Source organism: Candidatus Omnitrophota bacterium, assembly GCA_040755155.1.
Taxonomy (GTDB): Bacteria; Hinthialibacterota; Hinthialibacteria; order Hinthialibacterales; family Hinthialibacteraceae; genus JBFMBP01.
Genome location: JBFMBP010000053.1, coordinates 46,991 through 70,226 on the forward strand (window position 1 = coordinate 46,991; position 23,236 = coordinate 70,226).

Sequence of the window (23,236 nt, forward strand, 5' to 3'; positions counted from 1 at the left end):
AGAAGAAAAGCATCGGATATTGTGGATAAAGGAGATAGGAAATTGCCCCTCTCGAATTGCTCCCGCTGCGGCCAGTTATTCAACAAAATCACTTCCGATGTCTGCAAAAAATGCCTGGAAGCGGAAGACGAGCTACTGCGCAAGACGCAGGATTATCTGCGGCAGAACCGGAATGCTTCCAAAGTCGAAGTATTGATGGAATTGGAACTCGAACCGCTGATGTTGGAAAAATGGATCAAGGAAAATCGGGTGAATATTATCGATCCCGAACAGGAACAAGGCAAGCGCCTGTGCGTCGAATGCGGCAGAGAAGTCAAGGGAGGCGGGACCATTTGCCGAACTTGCCAACTGAAAAAACTAACGAAACCGAAACCGGCGGCGCCGGGAGAAAACAAAGAATCCTCACCGGAAGAATCGATTAAGAATATCAGCCGGGGTATGCACTTTAAAAAGAAATAACGTTTGTGCAGATTGGATTTAGCAAACGGCGCCCAAAGCCTGTAAAAGATGGATGGCGGGAAGCGATGATGGACGAATCGCTTCCCGCTTTTTCATGCGCCCCGGTTGGGAATGGGTCGATTACAGCAAGCGAAGCAGAGAATCGACGCGGTTTTTCGCATCGGCTAATTCAATGATTCCTTTTTCCGCCAAAGCAATCAGCGTTTCCGCCGTCGTCTTGAACGCCTGCGCCCGGTTGGTGGCGTCTAAATTGTGATGAGGCGCAAAATGATGAGTAGCGGAAACGGGGCAGCCATGAAGGATCAATTCCAGGTTGCGCAGCCATTCCGCCAATCGTTTGGCGCCGGATTGCACCGAGCGTGCGTTATTGGTGATCAGTTGGTATTGCGCCGCGCCCCACGATTCCGTCGTACCCCAATTTCTTCCCAACATAAATGGCGCCAAGTGCAAGGCGGAGATGACTTGCTCGCTAATGGCTTGCATGCTTTCCGACCATTGCTGGCTGCGTCCGTCGGGACCGACGTAATGAACTTCGATATTGTCGTGGGTTATTAGGTTGCTGTCCGCCTGTTTGGAGCGGAGTTCTTCCCGGATGCCGCGCATTTCTCGTTCGAGCCGTTCGTGGTAGGCGCTGAGGGATTCGCCCCGGTCTCGCGGAGAAGGGGCGATGCGGAAATGGATCGTGGGGTAGCCGGCGTTATGCTGGGTTTTCGCCATGTCCCGGATCATTTGTTGTTGTATCTTTACGGCCAGAGGCAGGGCGGTCAACGGCGAACGCCCATAAGGATTGAGGCCGTCCGAGTCCAAGCCGTAATAGAAAAAGGATGCCGGTTGCAGGGGAACGAGCGAACCGTCCGTTTGAATTTGAAAGGGAAGATGCGAACGGTCCTCAAGGTTCAATTTAAAGCGGATCGTGGCGGGATCGATGACGATGAAGCGCTCGATTTGCGTCCTTCGATGGTCCAACACTACTTCCCCGCAAAAACTTCCGAAAGTGAAGATGGATAGGAAAAAATGATTGGTTAAGGCTTCCACGCCCCAAGTCCGTTCGGTTTTAAGCCCGTAGATTCTCCGATCCAACTCCGTCAACAAATGGCGCGCCCATTCCTGATCGTTGTCCGATCCTCCCGATAGCGTGTAAGATTGGGGAGTCGAGCATAACCGCGCCCAAGCCCAAACGCCCGCCGATACGTCGGGGATGTAATCCCTCAAAGCGCGAAATAAAGGAAACAACGTTCGGGGATCAAGGCCGGGCGGCGTCAGGTAATCGGACGTTTCGTCCCATAACGAGAAGGATTCGATCGAGAAGGGGCGGGATTTCGGCGATGTGGGAATTTCCGTCTTGGGCAGCCAGACAGCGGCTTTTCGTTCCTTGTCGCCAGGGGCTTGCTCTTTGCCAAACCATTTGCGGAGCGTATGCAGCATGGTCTCCTCCAATGCGAAGTAGTGAAGACTCTATCTATAGAGGAGAAAACGGCAAAAAGGATTTGTTAATCTAAAACAGCGATCAGAAAAAGGATGGATTGTATTTTTTGATCCATCGGTAATCGAGATGGAACAATGATGGGTCGAACAACATGACCCATCCTACTTCATGAAATAAATGATAACGGCGCTGTTAGGTAATCCGTAATCGTAATAACGAATGTTGTATGCGTAAGAAATCGGGCTAGACAAACGTATAAAACCACACAACAATCTTGAATTGCGCATTCCATCTCATATAAGTACGATCGATCGAGTTGTTGCGCTTTCCCTGGCCGCGCGGGCCGTTTTCTTTGGGGGCGTTCGAATCGCGTTATATTAGAGGCGCTTGCAATATTGATAAAGTAAGCTTTAAAATTCTCCCCCCAAGCTTGGGGGAGGAATAAAGGAATATTGCAAGTACCTTCCTATTCCAGGAGTATTTAAATGCCTCAACCTGCAAAAAATACGATTACGCTGACAAAATTCGGTTTGACGATTGCCGCCATTATCGCCTTTGGCGTTTTTGTCCGCGTCTGCGCCTTGGATCGAATGGCGTTTCACCACGACGAATCGATTCACGCTCTTCACAGTTATAACTTATATGAAGGGAATGCTTCACCCTGCTGGTACGATCCGACGTATCACGGCCCGTTTCTTTATCATTTCGGCGCCTTTTATTTTCTCTTGTTCGGCGATAACGATTTCACGGCGCGGCTGCCGTTCGTCAGTTTCGGCATCCTGATGCTTTATTTCATCTGGCGCTTGCGGCCGTGGATTGGAACCTCCGGCATGACGGCGTGCCTGATCTTGGCGGCCGCCTCGCCAGTATTGACCTATTTTTCCCGCTTCGCCCGCAACGATATTTACATGGGGACGATGGCCTTGGGCATCGTCCTTTTCGCGCTGGAATACCTGCGTTCGCGCCGCGCCGGGGATTTGGCTTGGATGAGTTTCTTTCTTGTTTTAATGTATTGCTGCAAGGAAAATTCCCTTATGTATGGATTTACATTCGGTTCATATATCGTTTTTTATGGGATTTATTATTTATGGAAAACTCCCAAGGAAGAGAAAAAAACGGCCTTATCGGACATTTTTACGGATCGAGCGCCGTTTGTTCACATCCTTTCTCTCTATGCGCTGTTTTCTTTCGCCGCCTTCTCGTTGGTTTTTTATGTAACGCATAAAGAGCAATTCAAACTGCGCTCCAATCAACTGCGGATTCAGGGCGGTGAGGAATCCTTCGGCATCGGCGTTTTGCGCACAACCTGGAACGAATACGTCGGCGGACATTGGAAAGTTGTCCCCTTTTGGACTGTCGCCTCCATCGTCGGCGTCATCGTCTTGTTCGTCCTGTTCGCTTGGCTGTATCGAAAATTCCGCACGGCGCCGGAAACGGGATCGTTGATTTCGCGGCTCTCCCGGCGTTATCTTTTGGTTCTCTCCTGCGTTCTGCTGATTCTCTTCGTCTATTCTTTCCTCTTTACGACGATGGGAACCAATCCCTCCGGCATGAAAGCGGGAACGGTGGATTATCTTTTGTACTGGATGGGTCAACAATTCAATCCGCGCATCGCCGGTCCGCCGGATTATTACATTCCCCGCTTGTTAGTCTATGAGGCCGCATCTGTTTTCTTCGCCGTATTGGCTTTCATCTTTTATTTGCTCGGCGGTTTGGGATGGATCAATTTTTCCGCTTTTCTCGCCGCATTTTTCGGAGTCGTTTATACGTACGGCATAGTCGTTTTAGGAGACGCTTCCCCCAAGAATTTTGCCACTTATTACGTTCTTTTATTTTCCGCATGCATCGCCATCGCCATTTTTCTCTTCAAAAATATCGTCAAAATCTTCTCTTTTGCGCCTCCCGAACTTGTTGAGGAAAAAGGTCTTGAAACCCAGGACCATATCCCAAAAGAAGAAAAACCAGGATTGAGCGCGGATGGTTTCCGATTTTTCTTGATTTATTGGAGCGTACTTTCTCTGCTGATTTACGCCATGTTGGAAGAGAAGGTGCCATGGTTGTTGACGCATCAAGCTTTGCCTCTAGTCCTTCTTGCCGGGACGTTCATTGGCGATGTTTGGGATAGGCTCAATCCTGGCGTTTTGCGCAGCGTATTTGCTTGCCTAGCGGGTTTATTCGTCATTTACGAAGCGCGAATCGATATCAAACTGAATCTTTATCAAAACGACGATCCCCGCGAAATCATCGTCTATACCCAATCCGATCATATTGTCAAATTGGTAGCCGAAGAGATGATCCGAGGCGCTCATACGCTGGGCGCCGAGTATCTGCCGCCCAATCCGGTTAAATTTCTCGCCGCTTTGCAAGGCCATGCGCAGTGGCCGTATTATTGGTACTTGCGCCATTACCGCGTGATGCCGGCTGGAGGAATTCCAGATAAGAGCAACGATTACCCCTATATTCTCATCGACGAAAATTACGATCAGAGGATGAAAATTTGGGGGGAAGGGAAATATGCGAAAAGAAAACTGAAGCACCGCGTATGGTGGCCTTACGAAACTAAGGAACGTCTGTCTCTTCAGCAAGTATTTCCCTTCGATTATGGGCGGATGGGCTTCATCAATTCCCAGAGCGAGGCCTGGAAGGCGTTTTGGAAGTATATAATCTATCGGCAAGTGTGGAGTACGCCGGGATCGACGGACGTTCTCTTCTACGCCAAAACGCCCTTAATCGCGCCGGAAGCCGCTCCTCAAGTTCCCGACGCCTACAAACTGCCGCCTCGCCCCTTGCAGGTCGTCCAAATGGTTGGAGGCGTCCGCGGCTCGGAAAACGGCCAATTCAACGAACCGCGCGGCGTCGCTCTTTCGCCGGACGAGACAAAACTCTACGTTCTGGATTCCCGCAACGGACGAATCCAAGTCTTCAACGCGGAAACATTGCAGTTCATCGGCTATTTCGGCGGCCCGGGATCGCAGCCGGGCGCCTTTGAAATCAACAAATTCGACGGTCCCAATGGCGGTATGGGCGTGGGACCGGATGGTTCCGTCTATGCTACGGATACGTGGCAGAACGATTTCGGGCGCATCAACCATTACAATGCCGAAGGCCAATCCGCCAAAGCGATTCTTCTTCCCCCCGGCGAGAATTTTTACTCCCCTCGCGGGCTGGCCGTTTCCCCGCAGGATGGATCGCTTTACGTAGCGGATACCGGCAATAAGCGGATCGTCAAATTCAATCCAGCCGGAGGATTCGGCGGAGTCATCGTGAAATCCGATTTGAACGAACCCGTCGGCGTTGCCGTCAGTCCTCAAGGATTGATCTATGTTTGCGACGTGGCGGGCAAGCGAGTGGCGGCCTTTAATTCCGCGGGACAATTCGTAAGGCAATGGCAGATTTTCGGCTGGAATTCGCCGAACGTCGAATGGATCGAACCCTATGTCGCCGTGGATGCGAGAGGTTTCGTTTACGTTACCGATTCTACAACGAATACGATTCATCGATTCGATCCTACCGGACAAAACGTCATGCAGGGCGGCGGCGAAGGAAGCGGTTCGGGACAGTTGCGAGGCCCTAAAGGCATCGCTATCGATTCGAAGGGTTTTCTCTATATTGCGGACAGCATGAATCACCGCATCGTCAAAGCGCGTTTTCCGGGATGAAATAAGTATAATAATAGGGTGGAGAAAATAATTGATTATCGGAATGGAGTCCATTGAAAGGAGTTGATGTTTGTCGTATTATTCTATTACATTCGAATGGATTTTTTTTGTTATGTATTTTTGATTGAAAATGCCGTTGGAACCTTAGGATTTATATGGTCAATGAATTGGCGGGATTATCATCCAGTAATTCATTTTCTCAAATAACTCAGTTGCTGGAAAAACCGCGTACTTTACTGGCGGTTGGAGTTGTTGACGGAGATGAATGTTATATCGATTACTTGCGCCGCATCGGCTACGTCGTAGAAAAACAAGATGGGGCGAAGGGCATCTATGACTCCATTCTCGCCAATATTCCCGACGTATTGCTTCTGGATATCGATGGATTGGGCGATCTAGCCATACAAGTAGCCCAAAACATGAAAGAAAATCCGCTCACCTATACGATGCCGATTATCGTCGTAGTGGGCAAACGCGATCTTGAAAAAGAGATCGCGGCGCTGGAAGCGGGCGCCGAGGATTACGTCGTAAAACCTTTCCACCCCCCCTTGCTGGCGGCGCGAATCCATACCAGCATTCGCCGCAATATCCGTTTGCAGATTTCCAATCCCCTTACGGGTCTCCCTGGAGCTATCTACGTCGAAGAACAAACGTCCAAGCGCATGCAAAATAAAAATCCCCTCGCCATGTGTTATGCGGACTTGGACCATTTTAAGGCGTTTAACGATAAATACGGTTATTCGCGGGGAGACAACGTTATCCGCATTCTGGCCACGATCCTCAACGAAGGCGTAAGCATCTACGGAAAAAAAGGCGATTTTGTGGGGCATATCGGCGGGGACGATTTCGTGATGATTATCGATTTCCTTCGCATTGATGATGTCTGCGGGTACGTCACTCAATGCTTCGACGCGCTGATTCCTTTTCAATACGATGAAATCGACATGGAACGGGGATATATCGAATCCGTCAACCGGCTGGGCCGCCCGCAAAAATTCCCCATTATGACCGTCTCCATCGGCGTCGTGACCAATGAAATGCGCGAGATCGACAATTACCTCATCATGACGGAACTGGCCGCCGAGATGAAGGAATACTCCAAATCCATCAGCAAAAGCAAAAAAGATCCTAAAAGCACTTACCGCGTCGATAAACGGACCTCCTGAAATTTTTCTTGTCCCCTGACAGATCGACCAAAAATGCTACACTAACTTTTCCATAATTCATCTATGGTTTTGGAGGTTTTCATGGGGCCGCAGGTTTATGTTACGAGGATGCTCCCCCAACCGGCGTTGGACAGGATGAAAGAGGCCGGTTTTCAATTCGAGGTCTATCCCGAAGACCGAGCCATCCCCCGCGAGGTTCTCCTGGAGAAGATTAAAAACCGCGACGGCGCGCTTTGCATTCTGACGGATGCCATTGACCGCGACGTCTTCGAGCAAGCGAATAAAATCCGCATTTTCGCCAACTACGCCGTTGGCTATAACAATATCGACATCGGCGAAGCCACGCGGCGCGGAATCGCCGTCACCAATACGCCCGGCGTTTTGACGGACGCCACTACAGATCTGGCCTGGGCCTTGCTCTTCGCGGCGGCGAGGCGAATCGTGGAATCGGACGCCGATCTTCGCCAAGGAAAATTCGACGGCTGGGGGCCGATGCGCTTTTTGGGTCAAGACGTAACCGGCGCCGTTTTGGGCGTCGTGGGCATGGGGCGCATTGGAAAAGCCTTCGCCGCCCGCGCCGCCGCTTTCCAAATGAAAATCCTTTACGTTTCGCGCAAACCCGAACCGGAGTTCGAGGCGGCTTACGCGCCCAGCGCCCGCCGCGTGGAACTGGACGAATTGTTACGGAGAAGCGATTTCGTCAGCCTGCATGTTCCTCTCTCTCCGGAAACGACGCATCTCATCGGGGAGAGAGAATTGAGGCTGATGCAGCCTCACGCCATTCTCGTCAATACCGCCCGCGGACCGATCGTCGACGAAGGGGCGCTGGTCAAGGCGTTGGAAGAAAAATGGATTTGGGCGGCGGCTCTCGACGTTTACGAACAAGAGCCGAAAGTCCATCCTGGATTGATAGGATTGTCCAACGCCGTGCTCTGCCCCCACATCGGCAGCGCCACCTTCCGAACCCGCACGCGAATGGGATTGATGGCTGTAGAGAATCTGATCGCTTTCTTTTCGGGAAAAAGGCCTCCGAACCTGGTCAATAGCGAAATCTGGAAAAAATAGCCGGACGCCGACAGACTTTTTCATTATATTACTTATAGAACAAAGAACGGAGCGTTTCATGTTTTAAAGACATGACCCATGCGGCGGCGGAACGCCGTTTCTCTCATGCTTTCTTATCGGCGGTTTTGCAGCGCCGCCTTAGCCGAAAACAGGAATCGTGCGATGGATCTATTGGAAAAAGGCAAAAAACTGGCGCAACAGGGGAAATTCGAAGAGGCTTTAGATAGCCTTATCCTGGCATGGGAAAACGATAAAGAGAATGCGGATATCCATTTTTATCTCGGATTATGCTACAGCTCGCTGCAACAATTCGGATACGCTCGTTATCATTACGAACTGGCGCTCGTTTTCAATCCCAACCATCCGAAAACCAAATTGGTTTGGGAGGGAATCAAGAATGAATCTCCCGAAAAACCGCCCGAACGGCGTTTGACTCGAGCCGCCGCCGCCAAAGCGCGCAAAGAACAGGCGGAAGAGCAAAATGAAGCAACTGCAGAGCCGGAATTCGACGAAAATCGCATAACTCTCCATAACATCAAAATCACGGAGGACAAATGGGAAAAAGCGTTTCCCGCCTCCGCGTTGATGGAAGATAAGAACAAAACTTCTCCCTTGCTCCTGGTTTTCATCATCCTCATCGTTGTCGCCATGATCGCCGCCCTATTATTTTTCCTTCTTTACTCATTTGGCATTCTAACGATCTGATTCTCCTCCCCGCGCTGCGATATTCGTTAGCGGCGAATCCAGTTGAAAGCGCTAATGAATTCATTTGAACTTTCGTATTTCTGCATAACAGCGAGAAGGATAGCCGCCGAGAGAAAAACAAATAGCAGCCATCCCATCGTATAGTAAGATCGGCGGCGCAGGCTTTGCGTCATTTTTCCATAGCGCGCGGAATAATATTGTTTCGCATTTTCATAGCCGGACGAGGTGATTTCCGGCGCTTTCTCCTCCCCACCATTGCGGAAAAGGCGAAAGCGCGCCTGATGAATTCTTTTATCCACATCGAGCAGCAGACTTTTCGGATCTTTTCGCATGATATACATCTTGTGCGAGGGCAATAAGTTATGCGTAACTTCAAAACGCAAGCGCTGCGCTTCCTCTACATTGCCGTCGTCATCTTTAAGTAATCTCTTAGCGCGTTCAAGGATTTTGACGGCTTTCGATTCTGCATTAGCTTGCGATTTCGTCATTTTTTTCTTTTTTAGCGCTTCCATGATTTCAACCTCTATCCTATGAAACTCCGATAGAACCAACCCTATTAATTTGTCTATTATTCCTTACCTTTGTAAGTAATTATAGTCAAATCCCACTATTTTGTCAACAAAAAGTCGTTTTTTTGCTGATGTTCTTTACTGTAATCATCGCAAACGAGGCTGACTTTCCTGGTAGTTCTTTGATTTCATCTTTGTTGCTTATCCATCGATGGATCAACCGTACAATCGATAATATGAATGAATTGTAATACGTTCATTCGATTAATTATATGTAATATATTATCGAATCAATATTAATTTATAGATCATTAATTATTTATTATCAATGTATTGACGTTACTTTCAATTTATGATAAATAATAATAAGTTCAATCTCTACCTTTAGGCTGAGATATACCTAAATCTAATGTATTAAGGAGGAAAAGTATTAAAATGAGAGTTGTGAAACGGAGCGTATGGATGACCGCCTTTTGTCTTCTCAGTCTCTCTGCGTTTTCGCAAGGGATTTTCGACAAAAAGGCGGATTGGGGCGACACGAACAGTCCGCCAATGCGAGGAACCTACAAAGCGGCGGGCAGCGTCGAGTTTTCCAACGGCGTTTACGACCTGAAAGGAAACGGCGACGATATTTGGGAAAGCAACGATGAAGGCTTCTTCGCTTATACGGAAAAATCCGGCAGCTGGTCGTTGAGCGGCAAGGTCAAATGGATTAACCAAGGCGGAGATAGCGATTGGGCGAAAGCGGGCGTCATGCTTCGCGAACAAGGCGCTGTGGCCGGATCGCGCCATTATTGGATTGAACTGCGCGCTGGCGCGGGGATGGCAGGCGATCGCACGGACGCTCAATGGCGTACAACCGCCGATGCGGGATCAGGCAATGTGGAAGTTCGCACTCCCGACAATCAGGCTGTGAACGATAAAGGCGATGGCGTATGGCTGCGCGTCTCCCACATTGCTTCGATCGGCGCCGTGTTGAGCGAATACTCCTACGATGGAACCAATTGGGTATTCGGCCATGCGCAATTGATGACGTTCCCCGACTCCGTTGCTTATGGCTTGGTTATCACCAACCATTTGGACAACGAGTTGCTGGCGGAAGCGCAATTCAGCGATGTGAAACTGGAGAATACCGCGCCGGCAGTGGGATTCCGTTCTGTTTCGATAACGGATCCCGTATACGTCGCGGGCGATCCAATTACGGTGACGCTTACGATCGGCGGCGGTTCGGGCGCGATTAAAGTGGAAGAAACGCCTCCAGCAGGATGGAGTATCTCCAATATTTCCGATGGCGGAACTTTCGCAGACGGAGTTATTACTTGGAATCTCAGCGCGGCGAAAAACGTTACCTACGTGGCGACGGCGCCTGCGGGTTCCACGGAGGAAGCTGTCTTCAGCGGAAAAATTGGGACGGTGAATATTGTGGGAACCAGCACGCTGACTGCTCCCAGCCCTATTGAGATTTTCGACAACCATCTGGATGTCGGAGCCGTGGGCGCGGCGGGCGCCGCCGAATACCAGGCGGCGGATAAACGCTATGTCGTTACCGGCAGCGGCGCGGATATTTGGGATACAGCCGACGAGTTCCACTTCGTCTACAAGAAACTCTCCGGCGCTTTCAGTCTCGAAGCCACGGTTTTCGGCTACAACGATACGGGCGCCAACGATTGGTCGAAATTCGGCTTGATGGTGCGCGACAACTTGACGGCGAGTTCTTCGCACGTCATGGCCATCATTCGCGGCGCCGATTTGCAGTACGACACGCAATGGCGCGCCAGCGCGGGCGCCGCTTCGGGGGATACCGGATTGAAAGCCGACGAATCAGGCGATATGAAAGTTGTGAAAACGGGCAGTACGGTGGAAGCGTACTATAAAGACGCCAACGGCGATTGGGTTCTCGATTCCGCTCAGACGATTCAAATATCCGATCCTGTTTATGCCGGTCTCGTCGTCGTTTCCCACGATGACGGCCTTACCGCCATCGGCGAGTTCGAAAATGTCAAACTCACTCTCTATCCCTTCCAGGTTTCTAAGGTTTCCTCTGCGCAAAAAGTGCAGCAGGGCGGAACGGCCGACGTTACGGTAACCTTAGAAGTGCGCGAAGGGGAAAAATCCGATGTCGTTATTAAAGAAACCTATTCCCAAGCCGCCTCTGTCTCCAATATCAAAGCGAGCGCGGGACAAGCGACGGACGACAAGAAGGGAACGATTTCCTGGAACCTTACCGGCGCTGCGGGCAATGTTACTTTGAAGTACACCTTGAATGTTCCCAGCGATTACAAGGATCCTTTCGTCAATATCAGCGGATCGTTCGATAACGGTCAAGGATTCGCTGGTTCTACGGGCAGCTTGGCGTTAGCGGTGGAGGTTGTCGATCTGGGCATCTTCCAAGGCCATATGGATATCGGTTCGCCAGGAGCGCCTGGAAACGTGAAGATCGAGGGCGACGCCTATCAAGTCATTGGCAGCGGCCATGACATCTGGGATGCGGCGGACGATTTCCATTACCTCTACTTCAAGACTCAGGGCAACTTCAAGATGACCATCGACGATCCTTACATCGGCGCTTATGGGTCGGTTCCCAGCACCAGCACCTGGATGAAGATGGGCATCATGGCCCGTCAGGATTTGACGGCGGCTTCCGCTTACGCTTTGGGCTGCGTCTACAGCGAACATCAGCGTATAACCTTGCAATGGCGCGACACGGCAGGCGCTGGCGCCTCCAACGACGGCATTGAATCCAATCCCGTCGATTATCAGCCGGGTTGGGATGCGGCTTGGGATAGTTTCTCAAATCCAACGCTCGATCAAATTACGCCCAGCGGTACGATCGTATTCGAACGGGATGGCGACACTTTCATCTTGTCGTATTTGTGGGATAACGAAGAACATTATGTCGACGAACACGATGTCGTATTCACTGATCCCATCTATCTCGGCGTCGCAGTAACCTCGCACCAAACGGGCGCCACGGCGCAAGGAACCTTCAAGAATCCGCAATTGGTCACCGGACAAGTCGTTGCCGTCGAGGATTGGATGCTGCATTAACTAATTGCGATAGGAAAATGACGGGCTGCGCTTCAATATAAGCCCGCCTTACAAAACAATTTTGGTTTGGATTATTCCACCCGGAGTTTATCTCCGGGTTTTTTTATGGAAAAAATACGCTTTGAATGACGATCCGGCAAAAAGTAATGATGATGATATCGGGCGACTACCAATTGGGGTGCAGGCATCTTGCCTGCACAAGATATCCCGCAGGCAAGATGCCTGCACCCCCAAAAATTGACTTTTTGCCGTTCCGTCTTGAACGGTTGAAGAAATGATTAATTTATATATTAAATTATTTATAAAATTGATAAAAAAATCATTTAAAAAAATTATCGATTGATCTCTCAATAAGTGTTGACAGGATATGGGAGATATGTTAGAAGATTATAATTGTAATCAGTCGATCTAGTGATCTTATGATTAAGGGATCATTAGGTTCACTGGCATAATAATTTTTACGGGAGGAACAATATGATTAGCAAGTTTTGGAAGAGCAGAATTCTAGCGGCGGCTTTGTGCCTTATCGTTATGCCTGCGTTTTCGCAGGGCATCTTCGATAAGAAAGCCGACTGGGGAGACACGAACAGTCCGCCCAAACGAGGAACGTATAAGGTTGCAGGCAGCGTTACTGTTACTGGCGGCGTTTACGACATGAAAGGCAACGGCGACGATGTTTGGGACAGCAACGATGAAGGTTTCTTCGTTTACACGGAAAAAACCGGCAGCTGGTCGCTGAGCGGCAAGGTGAAATGGGTCGACAGCGGCGGAGCGAACGACTGGTGTAAAGTTGGCGTCATGGTTCGCGAACAGGGCGCCGTGGCCGGTTCGCGCCATTATTGGGTCGAACTGCGCGGCGGCGCTGGAGCTGTTGGCGATCGCACTGACGCCCAGTGGCGCGCAACCGCCAATGCCGGATCAAGCAACGCAGAAGTGCGCACGCCCGACAATCAAGCGGTAAACGACAAAGGCGACGGCTTATGGTTACGCGTTTCCCGCATTGCTACCGTCGGCGCGGTGATGAGCGAATTTTCTTACGATGGGACCAATTGGGTATTCGGTCATGCTCAGAAGATGACGTTTCCGGATCCTGTGGCTTTAGGTTTGGTTATCACCAACCATGTCGACAACGAATTGTTGGCGAATGCGACGGTTAGCGACGTGAAATTGGTTGACGCCGTACCGGCGGTAGGCTTCCGATCCGTGTCGTTAACGGATCCAGTTTACGTTGCGAACGATCCCATTACGGTAACGCTTGAAATCGGCGGATCGGGCGCGGTTAAAGTAGAAGAGACGCCGCCGGCCGGATGGGCTATCACCAATATTTCCGATGGCGGAACCGCAACCGGCGGAGTCATTACCTGGAATCTCACGGCGGCGAAAAAAGTTACCTACGTAGCTACGGCGCCAGCGGGTTCCACGGCGGACGCCGTCTTCAGCGGCAAGATCGGAACGGCGCCCATTCAGGGAACCAATAAGTTGAGCGCTCCCAAACCCATCGAGATTTTCGACAACCATTTGGATGTCGGAGCCGTGGGCGCGGCGGGCGCCGCCGAATACCAGGCGGCGGATAAACGCTACGTTGTTACCGGCAGCGGCGCGGATATTTGGGACACTGCCGACGAGTTCCACTTCGTCTACAAGAAACTCTCCGGCGCCTTCAGCTTGGAAACTACGGTCTTCGGTTACAATGATACGGGCGCCAACGACTGGTCGAAATTCGGCTTGATGGTGCGCGACAACTTGACGGCGAATTCCTCGCATGTGATGGCCATCATTCGCGGCGCCGATTTGCAGTACGACACGCAATGGCGCGCCAGCGCTGGCTCCGCTTCGGGGGATACCGGATTGAAAGCCGACGAATCGGGAGAGATGAAGATCGTTAAAACCGGCAGTACGGTGGAAGCGTATTACATGGGCTCCGACGGCAATTGGGTGCGCGACTCGGCCCAGACGATCCAATTATCCGATCCCGTTTACGCCGGTCTCGTCGTTACATCTCACGATGACGGACTCTTCGCCATCGGCGAATTCGAAAACGTCAAACTCACTCTCTATCCCTTCCAAGTAGCCAAGGTTTCCTCTTCGCAAAAAGTGCAACAGGGCGGAACGGCCGACGTAACGTTAACTGTGGAAGTGCGCGAGGGCGAGAAATCCAATGTTGCCATTAAGGAAACCTATTCGCCCGCCGCTTCCATCTCCAATATCAAGGCGAGTGCAGGACAAGCGACGGACGACAAGAAGGGAACGATTTCCTGGAATCTTACCGGCGCTACGGGCAATGTTACTTTGAAGTACATTTTGAACGTTCCCAGCGATTACAAGGATCCCTTCGTCAATATCAGCGGAACATTTGATAATGGACAGGGATTCGCCGGTACAACGGGCAGCTTGGCCTTAGCGGTTGAAGTCGTCGATTTGGGCATCTTCCAAGGACATATGGACATTGGCGCTCCCGGCGCGCCTGGCAACGTGAAGATCGACGGCGATGCTTATCAAGTCATCGGCAGCGGTCATGACATCTGGGATGCGGCGGACGATTTCCATTACCTCTACTTCAAGACGCAGGGCGACTTCAAGATGAGCATCGACGATCCTTACATTGGCGCTTATGGGTCGGTTCCCAGCACCAATACTTGGATGAAGATGGGCATCATGGCGCGTCAGGATTTGACGGCGGGTTCCGCTTACTGCTACGGCAGCATACGCAGCTCCGATCAAGCCATGATGATTCAGTGGCGCGACGGTCAAGGCGCAGGCGCCAACTGGGACAGCGTTACGGTTACGCCGGATCAATGGCAGCCGGGTTGGGATGCCAGTTGGACGGGCATATCGAATCCTACGCTCGATCAGATTAAACCGAGCGGCACGCTTATCTTCGAACGGTCTGGCAACGAATTCATCGTTTCTTATCTATATCAAAACGAAGAATATTACGTAACCAGCCACGAATACGCGATGACCGATCCCATTTACCTTGGCATCGCGGTAACCTCGCATCAAACAGGCGCAACATCTCAAGGTACGTTCAAGAATCCGAAACTGATCAGCGGCGTGGTTGTCGCCGTTGAGGATTGGATGCTGCATTAAGAGTAAGAATCGGTCTTTATTTTCAGTCATTAATTTTGGGCCTGGAGTTTTTTCTCCAGGCCTTTTTTCTATTCGCGCCGTCGCCAGCGGCATTTTTTTATGCGAAAATGATTCCACGGCGTTTCGACGCGCAAAAAGATTAGGGAGAGATCAAAACATGATAGGCAAGTACTGTTTTCAAGCGGCAAGGGTGATTATAATTTTGGGATTCATCATCGCATTATGGCCTTTAGCGAGTCTGGGAGGAACCGTGAAGATCGAAAAAATATCCTTTGCCGGTTGGACTAACTGTTATCGCATGACCAATGGAGAAGTGGAATTGATCGCTGTGGCCGATATTGGGCCGCGCATCATCCATCTTGGCTTCGTTGGCGGCGAGAATCTATTCAATGTCAGCAAAAACGATCTGGGATTGAAGCAATCGGACTCCTGGCGCTCCTTTGGCGGCCATCGTTTCTGGATCGCGCCCGAAACCGTGGAGTTTACCTACTATCCCGACATGGACGAACTCAAGGTGGAAGTGGAAGGCAATAAGATTACGCTAACCGCGCCGCCGGAAATTTTGGATCAAGACCTGCGCAAACAGAATCTCGGCTTCGAGGAGATCGAAAAAAGAATGGCGGTTTCCTCTTTCCGCAAGAATCTACGCATCCGCAAGCAGATGATCGTATCCATGACGGACGACGGCGAAATCGCAGTGGAGCATCGCGCCGAGAATTGCAGCCTTGAGCCTATCGGCATGGCGCCTTGGGCGTTGACCGTCATGAGAGACGGCGGAACCGCCATTATCCCCAATCCTCCCTTCGCGCCGCATGGGCCGGGGCATTTTCTTCCTGAACGCGCCGTCATTACTTGGAGCTATACCGATCTCGCCGATCCTCGTTTGACGTATTTAAAAAAATACATTACGATTCGCCAAGAACCATCCATCAAGCAGCCTATTAAAATCGGCTTTTCCGACGTTCAAGGCTGGGTGGGCTACGCGACTAAAGATGTATTGTTCGTGAAGCGCCTCGCTTACGATCCCAAGGATTCGTATCCCGATATGGGCTGTTCGGTGGAAATTTTCACGAACAACGCCATCCTTGAAGTAGAATCGTTAGGTCCGCAGAAAAACCTTAAACCAGCGGACGCCGTTTCCCATACTGAACGATGGAAAATTACGAAAATCAAGGAAATAGACGGAACGGAGGAGAGCATAGACCAAGCGGTTAAGGCGGCGGGACTTTTGAAATAGGAATTATGCTGGAGGCGCAGGGGTTTGTATTTTCTCACCCCTGCGCCGTATAGATTAGAGAAAATACGATTTGGATTAAACTACCGAGCCTCTTGCAAAATTCCATTATTCCTCCCCCAAGCTTGGGGGAGGTTTAGGAGGGGGTTGTTTTAAGTCTAATAAAATCAACCCCCCTCTAACTCCCCCCAAGCTTGGGGGGGAGAATTTGAAGGCGGATTTTATCAATTTTGCAAGAGCCTCCGCTGTTTATGGATGGATATTCGGATCGTTCTCGTAAGCCGAGCCGATATGGCAAAGTTGGTGCAGCGTAGCGGCGAATAATTTGTAGAGCGCTTCCAACCGTTCAATGTTCGTGATGCATTCATCCACGAGAAAATAGAGTTCGTCCACGCCCTCGGGAAAGCGTTCCTCGAACCAGCCTCCATCGGCTTTGACTTCGAAATAGAACGATGGCTGCGCTTTGATCAACTCCCGGATCTTGGGATCAGAAAAAAGCGCTTTGACTTTGGTTTCGTTGTTGCCTTTGATAATGAAATCCCGGTCGAATTCTTCGTCGCCGACGGGAACGTCCTGCATTCCCAATAGTTTCCCGATGGCGTCGAAGATTCCCTTGCGATAGATGGAAAAATAGAAGCCGTCTTTGTTGACGAAGGGCGCTCTCATGCGCGTACAGAAGATATGATCGTGTTGCGTATCGATGCGGTGGGTGTCGAGAGTGATCGTCCAATCATCGGCTTTGGCGATGACTTTTCCCCCCGACCACGATCCGCCTTCGATGAATTCCGCCCCGATCTCTTGGCACAATTTCTTCCATACTTCGTCTTTACTCGGTCCGAATAGTTTTCGCAGCATCGCCATGTTTCATCTCTCTTTTCGTGATGGAATAATCTTTGCCGGAGGCAAATTCCGCAAACCGCCCTCGTCTCTTGGTTATTATCACTTCTTCTTATCGATAACGGTAGATGAAGAACGCATCTTGCGTCGAGTCTGTCGTAGGATTTCCTTCCACCAGGCGTTTCTTATTATGGCCGCCGCCCCGGCTGCGGTTCGGGATGCAGCATTCCCCGCAGCGTATAGAGTTGGATCAAACCTTGATTGACCAGCCGCTCTCCGGTTCCCACTTCGGCGATGGTTGAGTCGCTTGCGCCATAACCGCCCCGGGCGGCGGATTGGATATCGGGAAGATACCATTGCGGCCAATCCTGGTAAGAGTCGTCGCAATAGCCGAACATAAAAGCGTGAGGCAGAGCCGCTTTTTCCCGCACGTCGATCTGAAATTGATGAAACGGCTCTCCCGGCAGCGTAACGACGCCGATTTCGCCGTTGATAAGGATGGAGGTCGTTCCGAAGCGCAGCGTCTTGTCTTTCTCCCAGCGATGCTTGAATTCGAGAACCTCGCTGGCGGCCAGCAGCTCGTCCGAACGGCCAGGAACATTATCCATTCTCTTTATGACGCCGAGAACTTCGTTCGCCAACAATTCGCCCATGATTGTGGGGAGAGCGAGGTCTTCCTCTTCATGCTTGCCTACGGCTTGGTAGAGGGGATTGATATCGCCCGCGCCTCCTTGGACGAACAGGCACTGAACCGAACCGCCCAGTTCTTTCTCCACCTTGCGGTACATAGGGCCAACGTAATCAGTGGAAATTTTCAAGCATCTAGAACCGAGCGTAACCGGATGGCATGCGTAGCGAACGAAAACGGCGCGGATGGCGCCAGCATTGTCGGTTATGCGAATGACGCCGACATTGGGATCGACGGGACCATAAGGAATATGGGGATTGTTTTGAAAGATCGTCGTCGCCAGGCCGTCGGGATCGCGGCGCAGGCGATTGTAGCCCAATTGAATCGATCCCTCTCCCGCGGCGATGTAAGCGGGAAACATATTCTGTTTCGCTTTTCGAATCGCGTTGAATATCCGGTCTTCGATCACGCTTATCCAGGGTTTTTCTTTGGAAGGAAAATCGTCGCGGAAAAGGTCCGGTCCGTAATGCGTATGGCTGTTGAGCAACAACAACCGATCGATGCCCAACTCTCCCAAGCGATCCCGCAGCCGGGGCAATTGGAATTCGCATACGTCCCAGCTGACGAAGGCGATGGAGGTTTGCGTCGATTGCAAAACTAAAACCTTGGCTAGCAGGGGATCGAGAACCCCATCCGCGCCCTCCTTGCGGCTCCCGTATCCCCACAAGGGACAGCCCAGCGGCGGCGTGATATCCGTCCAAGCGGTTCCGGCGGACAGCGCCGCGTTTCCCGTTTCCGCCCCAAGGACCGTTGGAAAACAACTCCACCAGATCAAGCCAGCGATGACCAGGATTTGTCGCATAATGCTTTCGCCTTTTTATGAAAGGAATGGTAAAGATAAGAGTGTTATAATCTTACTGATTTTGGCGGGACTGTATACGGGAAAATCTATTGGCGACTTTATCTTTATTGCGAAGGAATCTCTATAAATGAATCGAAAAAAAACTTGGCGCAAAGCGCGAAATCGCATTGGGAACTTGCCCATTAATTTTATTTCGTGCTATGATAAATCCAATGCGCCGAGAATTGGCATGAGGCAGCAGTGGGATTGAACCGTTTCTTGCGATTCGCATATTGATTTGTCTTTTGTTTAGGGTTAGAGGGTTTGCCGGTTGAGCTTGGCTTAAATTTCCAAGCCCTTCTTTGTTTATTCTTGGTCTCTCGTTTTCTCTCCTCTCCCTAAATATCGATATCCATTTTCGCCGTCGGCAAGATTGTACTCGTTGGACGTTTTGATGAAATAGCCTTGAATAATGCAATGAAATAACATGGATTCTCTTTGCGGGCATCCCGCTGCATAAGCCAAGGCGCGCCATCGAAATATTTCGCTTGCGGCGGACGAAGGCGCGTTGGAGCGAGGGTTGAGGAAAGAAAGGCCTCTTCAACAAGAGCGATGAGTTTACGCTTTAAAATCGCGTTGGCTTGGTCGACGATATCATCCCTGGTGATTTTCGCCGGATGCTTCATTCTGCTGGCGATCGTCAAAGAGAACCGGATTCAGAAACTGGAAGAATATTCCGCCAATCTTTCCAAGCAAATCGCCGCTTGTCCCGCCATTCTGTCCTTGGCGGAATCCCCCGATGCGGAAGAACCGATCCAGGCGGTGGCGGCGTATTTGAAAACCCTGCTGGACGGCAGCCCTTTCATCGAGGAAATATCTCTGCTCGATCGCCGATTTGGTAAAATGCCGGTCTCCGTTTCCCAATCCCGCGAGGTAGGAAAAAACGGCGTTATTCCCCGGACATCGTTCTCTTTGAATGAAATTCTCTCTTCCGGCGAACCGTTTCTCAGTGAAGACAGCTGGGAATATTTCATCCCCTTGAACGTCTCCAATTCTTATCGGGCCGTGTTGCGCATGAGATGGCTTCCGGAAGCGACATGGAAATATTTTTACGGTTTGCGAACCGGCGTGGCCTATTTTACGGCGGCGTCTTTCGCTTTTCATTTTTTGTTTTCCTATCTCGTTCTGCTTCGCGTCATCTCCCGCGAACAATCGCGGCTGGTTAAAACCTTAAGTTCCATCGTCAACGGCGATTGCTCCGGGCGCATCGACACCCGATCCTTTTCCAAAGGTTTGGCGGAGATCGGCGTCTATCTCAACCGCATGTTGGCGGAGATGGAGCAGGAAAGAAAAACAGCTTCCATTCTCGACGATACGCTTCGTCAAACGGAACGAGGATGCTCCGATTACCGCAAATCGCTGCTGCGCATGGAGAACGAATTGAAAGCGGTGCGCCAAGAAATGCAAGATGGATTGATAGCGCTTTTCGAATCGATTTGGTGCGGAGTCATGGTCATCGACAGCGATTATATCGTCCATTCCTCCAACGAATTGTCGGATCGTCTGCTCCGCTTCGCGAAAGTGGAGAATGGCGTCATCGTAGACGAACGTCTGCGCCGTTGCCTGGAGCCGATGATCCGGCTCGGCGCCAAAAAAGAGATCGACGATCTCTGCGTTTGGCCGCAGACGGCGATGAACCGTTCCGTCTCATGCCGCATTCGTTCGCTGCCGGTTCCTACGGGAGATGGTTCGCGGCTTTTTTTCCTGCTTTTGCGGGAAGAAAGCGGTTATCCGAAACATCTCTCTTCCAACCTTCTTCTTGAACGCCTCGTCCTCGATTGCGTCGCCGGCGAGGCGAATCCACTAAGAAAAAATTCGGTCAGCTCGCCAATTTCGCGGGCGGAAATCCAATTCAAGCGATGTCTTCGCCGCATCGAAGCGTTGCGCCATTTGGAGAATGGGAACGCGGGCGCTGTTCAGCCCATTCGCCTACCCTATTGGATTCGCGAGCATTTGCAGGCGGAAGACCTTTTTTCCGATTATCTGCACATCGACGCCAATACTCCGAATATGGATATTCAAATCCATGCTCCGGAGAGAGTATTCCAAGAAATGATGGAATGCCTGATATCGATACTCTCCTATTGGGCGTCCAAAAAAGACGATCGCCAACAAAACGCCAACCTGGCCGTGCGCGCTTTGCTGGATTCCCGTGGAAAGCCGGTCTTGACGTTTATGATTTCGGATGTGGCGCGCAACCATGCCGGGTATCTGCACGATCTGCTGGACGAACGAGTGGGACTTTCCTGCGAAGATAAAACCGGCTCCCTCTCTGTGGACGAATTGGAGCAGGATATTTGCCTGTCGCTTTTCCGCGTCATTAAAAATCTATTGCGCATTCAGATGGAGTGCGTCTATACCGAAAGCAAACGGATGGTCACGCTGCGTTTTACGATCGATAATCACGCTTTTCCTCCCCCATCTTCGGATGAAGCCGAATTGACCTACTCCGATACGGTCCGCGATTTAGTTCGCAATTTCATGAACGGCGCCTGATTCTTGTCGGCTCTATTCCCAACAAATTCTTTCGAATTTATGACGGCGGCGGCTCCTTCGCTAACCGAACGCAAATCAATTTGATAATTACGAAGATATTTCTTGCGGAATCATCTTGATTCATGTCCTGCGATAAGTTATAGTTTTACATATGCTTAACTCTTTTCTGTCGATTCTATTTTTTTAGGGAACGGAAAATATGGAGTTTTATTTCGGATAAATAAGAAGAACTAACGATTTGAATAAAACGCGAGAGACGCTTCGATTATGGTATGTTGCTTAATCGAGGAATAAAAAAGATCTTTTTGCATTGATTTTCCTTTGTCAATTTTTTGTCGCGCATTGTTGCGAATGGATTTGGGTTTGTTCGATCATTGAGACTTGAATACTCGCCTGTTGCGCCGTTGTTGTTGGCTCATTTGGGATTGAGGCCTCCTTCGTTAAGTATCCCGAGAGAAGGACGGAGGCGGCAGCTAGGGATTGGAGAGACGGGAAAATCTCCTTTCGCGTATGCGGCGCCGCCATTTCGGAATATCTCTTGGAGAACTCGTTAGATTCGCCTATAAAAATTACTATTCGACGCCAGCCAAGGATAGCGGTGAGGAAAAATAATGACAAGCACGAAAAAAGATATCGTGAAGGAAGTCGCGGCGAGAACGGGATTCGATATTTCCAGCGTCAAGGACATCGTACAGACCATGTTCGACGCCATGTGCGAGGGATTATCGAGAGACGGGAATATCGAGATTCGAAATTTCGGGATTTTTAAAGTGAAAGAGACCGCTGCGCGGCAGGCTCGCAATCCAAAAACCAGCGAGATCATCACCGTTCCCGCTAAAAAACACATCAGCTTCAAGCCTGGGCAACTTATGAAGAAAAAGATCAATATCAACGAGAATGCCGACGCTTAAGCGAATACTTGTAATTATCTTGGTTGGTATGAGATTGGCGGCTTTTTGCAGGTTACGATGAAAGATACTTTGGATACTTCTTCAGCATTGCCGGAAAAAATTGTTCAAGAAATCGACGATATCCCCCCGTTGCCAAGCATCGTCGTGAAAGTCATGCAGCTGATCCGGGATCCCGAATCTACAGCCAAGCAACTCACGGACGTGATTTCCCAGGATCAGGCGTTGACGGGCAATATCTTGCGGTTATGCAATTCTTCCTATTATGGATTGCCGCGCGTCGTTTCGTCTCTTTCCCAGGCCATTATGTACCTGGGTTTCCATACAGTTCGCAATCTTGTCCTCACTTGCTCCATCAGTAAACTCTTCAGTCCGGATAAAAAGGTGTACGGTTATAAGAAGGGCGGCTTATGGTATCACGCCGTCGTCTGCGCCTTGACGTGCCAGATCATCAGCAAAAAGATCAAGCCCGATATCGCGGACGCCGCCTTCACGGCGGGCCTGTTGCATGACATCGGACAACTGGTCATGGCTATCATCATCAAGGATACGGCGGAAACGATCGTCGATTTGATGGAAAGCAACAATATCTCCGATTTAAAAGCGGAGCGGGAGACCGTGGGCTTTTCTCATGACGAGTTGGGAGCGGCGTTAGCGAACAAATGGAATTTTCCCGACGAGCTCGTTCACGCCATTCGCTTCCATCACACTCCGGAAGCCTCTAAGAACAAGTCCATTCTTACGGCTATCGTCAACCTTGCGGATGCGATCGTGCTGGAACTCGGCTATGGCGTTCAATTGGATCAAATGAAGCATCCCGCCAGCAGCTACGCCTTAAAAATCGCCAAAATCGACGAGGAACTTTACAACTCCCTCCGCGACGCCGCCGAAGAACAAATTTCTCAGTTCGCCTCCCAATTCATTGCCATCGAAGACTAAAGCCTTGGGAATTGGGAGGGAACCCTTTCTCTTCTCGTATCACAATCCTTTGCGGATAACGATATCGCAAATGGGACCTCGGCTGCGCTCTCCTTTCAGCACAATGTGGCCGTAATTCGATTCGCCTATGCAGGTTTTCACGATCCAATTCAATCCATTATTGAAT

General features: G+C 50.5%; 17 protein-coding genes. 11 read left to right on the plus strand and 6 right to left on the minus strand.

Annotated elements, in window-relative coordinates; genetic code table 11:
- Positions 1-42 precede the first annotated feature (42 nt).
- On the plus strand, positions 43-459 hold the full coding sequence (locus AB1656_06450; GenBank protein ID MEW6235008.1) for a hypothetical protein: 417 nt from the start codon (positions 43-45) through the stop codon (positions 457-459).
- Between the two features lie 120 nt (positions 460-579).
- On the opposite strand, the gene AB1656_06455 is transcribed toward AB1656_06450, so the two are convergent.
- Positions 580-1,884: a hypothetical protein gene (locus AB1656_06455; protein MEW6235009.1), complete on the minus strand. Its 1,305-nt coding sequence runs from the start codon at positions 1,882-1,884 to the stop codon at positions 580-582.
- Positions 1,885-2,370: 486 nt separating this feature from the next.
- Here AB1656_06455 and AB1656_06460 point away from each other — a divergent pair, with 486 nt between their 5' ends.
- The 4 genes from AB1656_06460 to AB1656_06475 all read left to right on the plus strand — a co-directional run bounded on the left by AB1656_06460 (position 2,371) and on the right by AB1656_06475 (position 8,480).
- Entirely contained in the window at positions 2,371-5,544 is a 3,174-nt protein-coding gene (locus AB1656_06460; protein MEW6235010.1) for a flippase activity-associated protein Agl23, read from the plus strand.
- A gap of 155 nt (positions 5,545-5,699) precedes the next feature.
- Positions 5,700-6,710 carry a diguanylate cyclase gene (locus tag AB1656_06465; GenBank protein ID MEW6235011.1) on the plus strand — a complete coding sequence of 337 codons (1,011 nt, stop codon included), beginning with the start codon at positions 5,700-5,702 and terminating at the stop codon, positions 6,708-6,710.
- An 81-nt stretch (positions 6,711-6,791) separates the two neighbouring features.
- The gene (locus AB1656_06470; protein MEW6235012.1) at positions 6,792-7,775 is read left to right on the plus strand and encodes a D-glycerate dehydrogenase; all 984 of its coding nucleotides are present in this window, start codon (positions 6,792-6,794) and stop codon (positions 7,773-7,775) included.
- A 162-nt stretch (positions 7,776-7,937) separates the two neighbouring features.
- A complete protein-coding gene (locus AB1656_06475; GenBank protein ID MEW6235013.1) occupies positions 7,938-8,480 on the plus strand; it encodes a tetratricopeptide repeat protein in 543 nt (180 codons plus the stop codon).
- 26 nt (positions 8,481-8,506) lie between these two features.
- Here AB1656_06475 and AB1656_06480 read toward each other — a convergent pair whose 3' ends face one another.
- Positions 8,507-8,992, minus strand: a complete 486-nt coding sequence (locus AB1656_06480; GenBank protein ID MEW6235014.1) for a hypothetical protein — start codon at positions 8,990-8,992, stop codon at positions 8,507-8,509.
- Between the two features lie 432 nt (positions 8,993-9,424).
- On the opposite strand from AB1656_06480, the gene AB1656_06485 reads away from it, so the two are divergent.
- The 3 genes from AB1656_06485 to AB1656_06495 all read left to right on the plus strand — a co-directional run bounded on the left by AB1656_06485 (position 9,425) and on the right by AB1656_06495 (position 16,364).
- Positions 9,425-12,037 (plus strand): Ig-like domain-containing protein, encoded by a 2,613-nt coding sequence (locus AB1656_06485; GenBank protein ID MEW6235015.1) that lies wholly within the window; start codon positions 9,425-9,427, stop codon positions 12,035-12,037.
- Positions 12,038-12,511: 474 nt separating this feature from the next.
- A complete protein-coding gene (locus tag AB1656_06490) occupies positions 12,512-15,127 on the plus strand; it encodes a hypothetical protein (protein MEW6235016.1) in 2,616 nt (871 codons plus the stop codon).
- Positions 15,128-15,284: 157 nt separating this feature from the next.
- A complete protein-coding gene (locus AB1656_06495) occupies positions 15,285-16,364 on the plus strand; it encodes a hypothetical protein (protein ID MEW6235017.1) in 1,080 nt (359 codons plus the stop codon).
- A 246-nt stretch (positions 16,365-16,610) separates the two neighbouring features.
- Here AB1656_06495 and AB1656_06500 read toward each other — a convergent pair whose 3' ends face one another.
- The 3 genes from AB1656_06500 to AB1656_06510 form a co-directional block, all read right to left on the minus strand.
- The gene (locus tag AB1656_06500; GenBank protein ID MEW6235018.1) at positions 16,611-17,222 is read right to left on the minus strand and encodes a DUF3137 domain-containing protein; all 612 of its coding nucleotides are present in this window, start codon (positions 17,220-17,222) and stop codon (positions 16,611-16,613) included.
- A 164-nt stretch (positions 17,223-17,386) separates the two neighbouring features.
- Positions 17,387-18,688, minus strand: a complete 1,302-nt coding sequence (locus tag AB1656_06505; protein ID MEW6235019.1) for a neutral/alkaline non-lysosomal ceramidase N-terminal domain-containing protein — start codon at positions 18,686-18,688, stop codon at positions 17,387-17,389.
- A 377-nt stretch (positions 18,689-19,065) separates the two neighbouring features.
- Complete coding sequence (locus AB1656_06510; protein ID MEW6235020.1) at positions 19,066-19,353, minus strand: hypothetical protein; 288 nt, start codon at positions 19,351-19,353, stop codon at positions 19,066-19,068.
- Here AB1656_06510 and AB1656_06515 point away from each other — a divergent pair.
- The 3 genes from AB1656_06515 to AB1656_06525 all read left to right on the plus strand — a co-directional run bounded on the left by AB1656_06515 (position 19,331) and on the right by AB1656_06525 (position 23,070).
- Complete coding sequence (locus AB1656_06515; protein MEW6235021.1) at positions 19,331-21,223, plus strand: hypothetical protein; 1,893 nt, start codon at positions 19,331-19,333, stop codon at positions 21,221-21,223. The two genes, AB1656_06510 and AB1656_06515, sit on opposite strands and share 23 nt — an antisense overlap.
- Before the next feature lie 611 nt (positions 21,224-21,834).
- Positions 21,835-22,134, plus strand: coding sequence for an HU family DNA-binding protein (locus AB1656_06520; GenBank protein MEW6235022.1), 300 nt, complete (start codon positions 21,835-21,837; stop codon positions 22,132-22,134).
- Between the two features lie 57 nt (positions 22,135-22,191).
- Complete coding sequence (locus tag AB1656_06525; GenBank protein MEW6235023.1) at positions 22,192-23,070, plus strand: HDOD domain-containing protein; 879 nt, start codon at positions 22,192-22,194, stop codon at positions 23,068-23,070.
- 39 nt (positions 23,071-23,109) lie between these two features.
- Here AB1656_06525 and AB1656_06530 read toward each other — a convergent pair.
- Positions 23,110-23,236, minus strand: a 127-nt coding sequence (locus AB1656_06530) for a phosphate starvation-inducible protein PhoH (GenBank protein ID MEW6235024.1), incomplete at its 5' end; no start/stop codon positions are given.